Below are 7,456 nucleotides of genomic sequence, written 5' to 3'. Positions count from 1 at the left end.
CCCGGCGCAGGCCGGCGCCTGGGGCCTCGGCCTGACCGCCGGACTGGAACTCACCGGCCGTCGGATCGGCCTGCTCGACCTGCCCGCCGACCCGGACGACCGCGCCCTCGCCCGGGTGGCCGCCGTGCTCCACGGCGGCACCGGCGAGGACCAGGTGGCCCTGCGGGCCGCCGGCGTCTTCGGCCGCCGGATGGTCCGGGCCCCGCGCGAGGACGCCGCGGGCACGGACGGCTGGCAGCCCCGCGGCACCGTCCTGGTCACCGGCGGGACGGGCGCCGTCGGCGGCCACGTGGCCCGCTGGCTGGCCCGGGCCGGCGCCGAACGGCTGGTGCTGGCCGGCCGGCGCGGACCGGCCGCCCCCGGCGCCGCGGAACTGGCCGCGGAGCTGACCGCGCTCGGCGCCGACGTCCGGATCGAGGCCGTGGACGTCACCGACCGCTCCGCCGTCGCCGCCCTGCTGGCGCGGCTGCCGGAACTGACCGCCGTCGTGCACGCGGCCGGCGTCGCCCAGAGCACGCCCGTGCTGCACACCGACGTCGCGGAACTGGCCGCCACCCTGGAGGCCAAGGTCGCCGGCGCCGTCCACCTGCACGAACTCGCCGGGGACGACCTGGAGGCCTTCGTCCTGTTCTCCTCCGGCGCGGCCGTCTGGGGCGGCAGCGGCCAGGCCGCCTACGCGGCCGCCAACGCCCGCCTGGACGCGCTCGCCCAGTACCGGCGCTCGCTCGGGCAGCGCGCCACCTCGGTCGCCTGGGGCGGCTGGGCCGGCGGCGGCATGGCCACCGACGAGGCGATGGCCGTCCTCGGCCGGCGGGGCCTGGCCCTGATGGACCCACAGCTCGCGGTCACCGCGCTCGGCCAGGCGCTCGCCGACGACGAGACCCTGCTGACCGTCGCCGACATCGACTGGGCCGCCTTCACTCCGGCCTACAGCGCCGCCCGCGAGCGGCCGCTGGTCGACGAGATCCCCGAGGCCCGGGAGGCGCTCGCCGACTCCGGGCCGCAGACCACGGCGCCCGCCGGCGAGGGCGAGTTCGCCCAGCGGCTGGCCGCCCTCCCCGCGGGCGAGCGCGGCCGGGTCGTCCTCGACCTGGTCCGCACCCACACCGCCGCCGTGCTCGGCTACCCCGGACCCGGGGACGTCGAGCCCGCCCGGGCGTTCCGCGAGGTCGGCCTGGACTCGATCATGGCGGTCGAGGTCCGCAACCGGCTGCGCACCGCCACCGGGCTGCGGCTGCCGGCCACCATGGTCTTCGACCACCCGACGCCGGCCGCCGTCGCCGACCACCTGGCCACCCTGCTGCTCGGCGCCCCGGCCACCGCGGCCCCCGCGCCGGAGCACGGCGCGGCACCCGCGGACGACGACCCGATCGCCATCGTCGGCATCGGCTGCCGCTTCCCCGGCGGCGTCCGCTCCCCGGAGGACCTGTGGGAGCTGGTGCTGGCCCGCCAGGACGCCGTCACCCCGTTCCCCACCGACCGCGGCTGGGACCTGGACGCGCTCTACCACCCCGACCCGGACCGGCCCGGCACCACCTACGTCCGCGAGGGCGGCTTCCTGGAGGGCGCCGGCCACTTCGACGCCGAGTTCTTCGGCATCAGCCCGCGCGAGGCGATCACCCTGGACCCCCAGCAGCGGGTGCTGCTGGAGGCGGCCTGGGAGGCGCTGGAGCGGGCCCGGATCAACCCGGCGACGATGGCCGGCGCCAAGGCCGGCGTCTACGTCGGCACCTCCTTCCAGGGCTACGGCGTGGACGCGCAGGACGGCATCGCCGCCTCCGAGGGCTTCTTCCTGGCCGGGACGGGCACCGCCGCGGTGTCCGGGCGGCTCGCGTACACGCTCGGCCTGGAGGGCCCGGCGGTCACCGTGGACACCGCCTGCTCCTCCTCGCTGGTGGCGCTGCACCTCGCCTGGCAGGCGGTGCGCAACGGCGAGTGCACGCTGGCCCTGGCCGGCGGCGTCACCGTGCTGCCCACCCCGGTCTCCTTCACCGAGTTCAGCCGCCAGCGCGGCCTGGCGCCGGACGGCCGCTGCAAGGCGTTCGCCGCCTCCGCCGACGGCACCAACTGGGGCGAGGGCGTCGGCGTGGTGGTCCTGGAGCGCCTCTCGGAGGCACGCCGCAACGGCCACCCCGTGCTCGCCCTGTACACCGGCTCGGCGACCAACCAGGACGGCGCCTCCAACGGCCTGACCGCGCCCAACGGGCCGTCCCAGCAGCGGGTCATCCGCCAGGCGCTGGCCAGCGCCGGGGTGCGCGCGAGCGACATCGACCTGGTCGAGGCGCACGGCACCGGCACCTCGCTCGGCGACCCGATCGAGGCCCAGGCCGTGATCGCGACGTACGGTCAGGACCGCCCCGAGGACCGGCCGGTCGGGCTCGGCTCGCTGAAGTCCAACATCGGGCACACCCAGTCCGTCTCCGGCGTCGCCGGCGTGATCAAGACCGTGATGGCGCTGCGCGCCGGCGTCCTGCCGCCGACCCTGTTCGCCGAGGAGCCGACCCCGCACGTCGACTGGAGCGCAGGCCGGGTCGAGCTGCTGACCGAGGCCCGCCCCTGGCCGAGCACCGAGGGCCCGCGCCGGGCCGGTGTCTCCTCCTTCGGCGGGACCGGCACGAACGCCCACGCCGTCCTGGAGCAGGCCCCGGAGCCCGAGGAGGAGCCGCGCGCGGAGCGCGCGGCCGGCACGCTGCCCTTCGTGCTCTCCGCCCGCGGCCCGCAGGCCCTGCGCGAGCAGGCCGAACGGCTGCTGGCGCACCTGGACGCCGAGCCCGCGGCGGACCTCGGCGACCTCGCCTACTCGCTGGCGACCACCCGCACCCCGTTCGCCGAGCGGGCCGTGGTGCTCGCCGCCGACCGGGCCGAGCTGCGCGGCGGCCTCGCCGGGCTGGCCGCGGGGCAGACCCCCGAGGGCACCCCGACCGGCTCGGCCGTGAACGGCCGCACCGTGTTCGTGTTCGCCGGCCAGGGCGCCCAGTGGGCCGGCATGGCCGCCGGGCTGATGGACTCCTCGGAGGTCTTCGCCGAGCACATCGCCGCCTGCGACGAGGCGCTCGCCCCGTACACCGACTGGTCGTTGGTGGACGTGGTGCGCGGCGTCGAGGGCGCGGCCGCGCTGGACCGGGTCGACGTGGTGCAGCCGGCCCTGTGGGCGATGATGGTCTCGCTCGCCGCGGTCTGGCGCTCCTGGGGCGTCGAACCGGACGCGGTGATCGGCCACTCGCAGGGCGAGATCGCGGCCGCCTGCGTGATCGGCGCGCTGTCGCTGGAGGACGCCGCCCGGGTGGTGGCCGTGCGCAGCCGGGCGATCACCGCGCTGTCCGGCAAGGGCGGCATGGTCTCGGTCGCGCTCCCCGCCGCGAAGGCCGGGGAACGGATCGCCCCGTGGGCGGGGCGGATCTCCGTCGCCGCCGTCAACGGGCCCTCCGCCGTGGTGGTCTCGGGCGAGACCGGGGCCCTGGAGGAGTTCTTCGCCGGCTGCGAGGCGGACGGGGTCCGGGTCCGCCGGATCGCGGTCGACTACGCCTCGCACTCGGCCCAGGTCGAGGCCGTCGAGGAGCGGCTGGTCGCGGAACTCGCCGGGATCACCCCGCGTTCCTCCGCGGTCTCCTTCTACTCCACCGCGCTCGGCCGCTGGACGGACTCCGCCGAGCTGGACGCCGGGTACTGGTACCGCAACCTGCGCAACACGGTCGGCTTCGAGCAGGCCGTGCGCGCCGTCGCGGCCGAGGGCTACCGGCACTTCGTCGAGGCCAGCCCGCACCCGATGCACACCGTCGGCATCCAGGAGACCCTGGACGACCTGGACGAGGCCGTCACCGGCGGCGGCGCCGTGGTCGGCTCGCTGCGGCGCGACCAGGGCGGCCTGGACCGGCTGTGGACCTCCGCCGCCGAGGCGCACGTGCGCGGCCTCGCCGTGGACTGGGCGCGGCTGCTCGGCGGCCTCGGTGCCCGCACCGTCGACCTGCCCACCTACGCCTTCCAGAGCAGGCGCTACTGGCTCGGCGGCTCCGGGGCCGGCTCCGGCGCGGCCGAGGCCGCCACGGCCGGGCTCGGCGCCACCGGGCACCCGCTGCTCGGCGCCGCCGCCGACCTCGCCGGGCTGGACGCCGTCCTGATGACCGGCCGGCTCTCCCGCCGCTCCCAGCCCTGGCTGGCCGACCACGCCGTGCTCGGCACCGTCCTGCTGCCCGGTACGGCCTTCGTCGAGATCGCGGTACAGGCCGGCGCGCAGGTCGGCTGCGGCCACGTCGAGGAGCTCACCCTGGAGACCCCGCTGCTCCTGCCGGAGCACGGCGCGGTACGCCTGCAGGCCGTCGTCCAGGCCCCGGACGCCGCGGGACGCCGGATGCTGAGCGTCTACTCCCGGCCGGACGACGGCACGGCCGCCGCCGGCACCGACGGCTGGACCCGGCACGCCACCGCGACCCTGGCCCCGGAGTCGCCCGCCCCGGCGTTCGACCTCGCCCAGTGGCCGCCGCGGGACGCCGAGCCGATCGACCTCGGCGGCTTCTACCAGGAGCTGGAGGCGCGCGGCTACGCGTACGGCCCGACCTTCCAGGGCCTGCGCGCCGCCTGGCGCCGGGACGAGCAGATCTTCGCCGAGGTGTCCCTGCCGGAGCCGGGCCCGGACGCCGAGCGCTTCGGCGTCCACCCGGCGCTGCTGGACGCGGCGCTGCACGGCATCGGCATGCTGCGGGCGCTGCGCGAGTCCGAGCGCGGCGAACGGGCCCGGGCCGAGCTGCCGTTCGCCTGGCGCGGGGTCGGCTGCCACCAGCGGGGCGTCACCTCGCTGCGGGTCCGGCTGGCCTTCGCCGAGACGGACGGGATCACCCTCCAGGCCGCGGACGACACCGGGCTCGCCGTCGCCTCGGTCGAGGCGCTGGTCTCCCGGCCGGTGCCGGACGGCCTCGGCGCCGCCCCGGCCCCCGGACAGTCGCTGTTCCAGGTCGAGTGGACCGGGGCCGCCCCGGCCGGGGACACCCGGCCCGGCCGCCTGCTGCTGGCCGGTGACGACCCGTCCGGGCTCGCCGAGCGGCTCACCGCCGCCGGCGCCCCGCCCGAGCGCCACCGGGACCTCGCCGCGGTGGCGGCGGCGCTCAGCGGCACCGACGAGCCCGCGACCGTCCTGGTCCCGCTCGCCGGCGCCACCGGCGGTGACCCGGCCGAGGCGGTCCGCACCGTCACCCACACGGCGCTGGCGCTGGCCCAGCAGTGGCTCGCCGACGACCGCTTCGGCTCCTCCCGCCTGGTGCTGGTCACCCGGGGCGCCGTCGCGGCCGACCCGGCCGAGGCCCCCGCCGACCTGCCCGCGGCGGCGGCCTGGGGCCTGCTGAAGTCCGCCCAGTCCGAGCACCCCGGCCGGTTCGTGCTGCTCGACGAGGACGGCCACGAGGACACCGCCCCCGCCCTGCTCGCCGCGCTGGGCACCGACGAGCCCCAGGCCGCGCTGCGGTCCGGCGCCGTGCGGGTGCCGAGGCTGGCCCGACTGGCCGTACCGGCCCGGCCGGACACCCCGGTGTTCGACCCGGACGGCACCGTGCTGATCACCGGCGGCACCGGCACCCTGGGCCAGGCGCTGGCCCGGCACCTGGTGACCGAGCACGGCGTCCGGCACCTGGTGCTGGCCGGCCGGCGCGGGCCGCAGGCCCCCGGCGCCGCCGAACTGGTCGCCGAACTGGCCGACCTGGGCGCCGAGGCCGAGATCGCGGCCTGCGACGTGGGCGACCGGACGGCGGCGGCCGCGCTGCTGGCCGGCATCCCGGCCGACGCCCCGCTGCGCACCGTCGTGCACGCGGTCGGCGAACTGGACGACGGCGTGCTCGTCGGACTCGACCCGGCGCGCGTCGACCGGGTCCTGCACGCCAAGGTCGGCGGTGCGCTGCACCTGGCCGAGCTGACCCGCGGCACCGGACTGTCCGGCTTCCACCTCTTCTCCTCGGCGGCCGGCACCTTCGGCGGCGCGGGCCAGGCCAACTACGCCGCGGCCAACGCCTTCCTGGACGCCTTCGCCCAGGCCCGCCGGGCGGAGGGGCTCGACACGGTCTCCTTCGCGTGGGGTCCGTGGGCACAGCCGACCGGGATGACCGGGAACCTGACCGAACTGGACGTCAACCGGGTGCGCCGGCTCGGCATGACGCCGGTGTCCACCGCGGAGGGCCTGGCGCTGTTCGACGCGGGTCTGGCCGCCGGCACCGCCGTGGTCGTGCCGATCAACCTGGACACCGCCGCGCTGCGGACCCAGGGACTGCTGCCCCCGCTGCTGCGCGGTCTGATCCCCGCGGCGCCGACGGCGTCCGGGGCGGGCGGTCGGACCGGGGCCGCGGCCCGCGACGCGCACCTGCCCGAGCGGCTGGCCGGCCTCTCCGACCGGGAGCGGCTGGAGGCGCTGCTCGACCTGGTGCGCACCCAGGCCGCCACGGTGCTGGGCCACGACTCGGCGGGTTCGGTCGGTGCCGAGCGGGGCTTCCTGAAGGTCGGCATGGACTCGCTCACCGGCGTCGAGCTGCGCAACCGGCTGGCCCTGGCCACCGGGCTGCGGCTGCCGGCGACGCTGATCTTCGACTACCCCACGCCGCTGGACCTGGCGCGTCACCTCCGGGCTGAGCTGGCCCCGGCGCCGACCGCCCCGGCCGCGAGCGCCCTGGACGAGCTGGCCAGGTTCGAGGACGTCCTGAAGAACGTCGGCACCGACGGCTCCGAGCGGGCCGAGGTCGGCCGACGGCTACGCGAACTGGCCGCCCGATTCGGCGAGTTCGGCACCACCGACAGTGCGGCGAGCCTGGAGACGGCGACCGCGGAGGAGCTGTTCCAGATCCTCGACCAGTCGCAGTGAGATCCGGGGGAGACGACATGAGCGTGACCAGGGAAGAAGAGCTGCTCCGGTACCTGCGCCAGGCCACGGCCGCGTTGCAGGAGGCCCGCCAGGAGCTGCGCGAGGTGCACGAGAAGGCCCGGGAGCCGATCGCGATCGTCGGGATGGCCTGCCGGCTGCCCGGCGGGATCGCCACCCCGGAGGAGCTGTGGCGGCTGGTCGCCACCGGCGGCGAGGGCCAGTCGGGACTGCCCACCGACCGCGGCTGGAACCTCGCGGCCCTCGGCGGCGACGGTACGCGGCAGGCCGGCTTCGTGCACGAGGCGGGCTGGTTCGACCCGGCGTTCTTCGGGATCTCGCCGCGCGAGGCGCTGGCGATGGACCCGCAGCAGCGGCTGTTCCTCGAAGCCTCCTGGGAGGCCTTCGAGTACGCCGGACTGGACCCGGAGCGGCTGCGCGGCAGCCGGACCGGGGTGTTCGCCGGGATGATGTACCACGACTACCTCCCCGGCGGGGGCGAGGGCGCCGAGGCCTACCTCGGCACCGCCACCGCGGGCAGCGTGGTCTCCGGCCGGGTGGCCTACGCCCTCGGCCTGGAGGGCCCGGCGGTCACCGTGGACACCGCCTGCTCCTCCTCGCTGG

General features: G+C 77.4%; 2 protein-coding genes. Both read left to right on the top strand.

Annotated elements, in window-relative coordinates:
- Positions 1-6,835, top strand: a 6,835-nt coding sequence (locus tag ACIQOV_RS18050; protein ID WP_401049543.1) for a type I polyketide synthase, incomplete at its 5' end; no start/stop codon positions are given.
- A gap of 17 nt (positions 6,836-6,852) precedes the next feature.
- A partial coding sequence (locus ACIQOV_RS18045) for a beta-ketoacyl synthase N-terminal-like domain-containing protein (RefSeq protein ID WP_401049541.1) occupies positions 6,853-7,456 on the top strand: 604 nt, incomplete at its 3' end.

It is taken from the genome of Kitasatospora sp. NPDC091257 (assembly GCF_044757675.1).
GTDB lineage: Bacteria > Actinomycetota > Actinomycetes > Streptomycetales > Streptomycetaceae > Kitasatospora > Kitasatospora lactacystinica.
The sequence above is the reverse complement of the archived record's forward strand: the minus strand, read 5'-3'. Positions and strand labels throughout refer to the sequence as shown.